This window comes from Vibrio sp. 1078-1 (genome assembly GCF_033340475.1).
Map to the genome: position 1 here is coordinate 1 of NZ_JAWOWM010000420.1, position 666 is coordinate 666.

The following is a 666-nucleotide window of genomic DNA, read 5'->3' on the forward strand; positions in this document are numbered from 1 at the left end:
CCAAGGTTTATCAATGAACGATGTGGTGAATAAGCTTAAAGAGCGTCACAAGTAGTTCAAATCAAAGAAATAAAACAAAGGCTTCCATTTGGAAGCCTTTGTTTTTTCTTGATAGTGCGATTTTATCCGCAGCACTTTTTAAATTTCTTACCGCTGCCACAAATACATGGATCGTTACGGCCTACTTTTAAGCTGCTGATGGATTGATTAAGTCGCGGATCTTGCTCGGATTCTTCTTCAGGGAAAGTGCCATCAATGTAATACCACAGCCCATCTTCTTTCACGAAGCGTGAACGCTCGCTCAGGCAGTAGCGTTGGCCGTCTTCATTGAAATAGGCGTTGAACTCAACAAAGCCTTCATTTTCATGGCTGCCAGCTTCTGCTTTGACGACTTCCAGTTTGCACCAATCGCTGTCGATCGATTGTGCGATACCTTCACGTTGTTCTTCTGCGTTACAACTTGGGTGATATGTTTTCACAACGTAGTCAACGAGGCCTAGCACATGAGCGCTATAGCGAGAGCGCATTAACTGTTCTGGTGTTTTGACGTCAGCGTGATTGTTGTGCGCAATTTCGCAACACTGTTGGTAGGTACGGTTAGCGCCGCAAGGACAAGAAGAAGCCATAAGATGAAATCTCGTTAGGTAAAGCGATGAAACAAATAAT

General features: G+C 44.0%; 1 protein-coding gene. It reads right to left on the reverse strand.

What is annotated here, in order from left to right:
* Window positions 1-122 precede the first annotated feature (122 nt).
* Window positions 123-626: a YchJ family protein gene (locus tag R7190_RS27955; protein ID WP_015296531.1), complete on the reverse strand. Its 504-nt coding sequence runs from the start codon at window positions 624-626 to the stop codon at window positions 123-125.
* Window positions 627-666: the final 40 nt, after the last annotated feature.